Annotated in this window: 1 pseudogene; it reads right to left on the bottom strand. The window is 78.8% G+C overall.

What is annotated here, in order from left to right:
- Positions 1-39: 39 nt before the first annotated feature.
- A pseudogene (locus HMPREF3105_RS01740) lies at positions 40-500 on the bottom strand (protein kinase); the annotation flags it as partial.

Raw genomic sequence — 500 nt, 5'->3', positions numbered from 1 at the left:
TGGGACCGCCGGCCTCCGGCGCTGGATCCGAGCTCGGGGTCAGCGCGGATCGACGGTCTCGACCCGCCACGTCCGACCCGCCGCGCCGCCGTCCCGCCCCTCGGGGCCCTCTCCGTGGCCGCTGCGCAGGACCAGCACGACCTCCTCGGCCGTCGCCTCCCGATGCGCCGCCACGCGTCCGGCGCGGTCCAGCACGGTGTGGGCCGACGTCCGGAGCACGGCGTCGACACGCAGCGCGTCGTCCCCGGCCCGCCGGGCGGGTCCGGCCTGCTCCACCGTCACCTCGAGGCCGGAGAAGGCGAACCCCTCGTCCGTCAGCCGGCGCAGCAGATCCCGGTCGTTCTCCCACGCCGGTCCCCCGGGCACGGCGTAGGCGTCCAGTCGCGCAGGCTCCGGGTCGATGAGCGCGGCCGTCCGGGCGTGGCCGACCGCGGCCAGCGCCTCGCCCACGTCGACGGCGTCCTCCCCGGCGGCGTCCTCCCCGGGGGCACCCGCGTCCG

Source organism: Micrococcus sp. HMSC31B01 (assembly GCF_001816085.1).
Taxonomy (GTDB): domain Bacteria; phylum Actinomycetota; class Actinomycetes; order Actinomycetales; family Micrococcaceae; genus Micrococcus; species Micrococcus luteus.
This window is presented reverse-complemented; position numbering and strand designations above follow the sequence as displayed.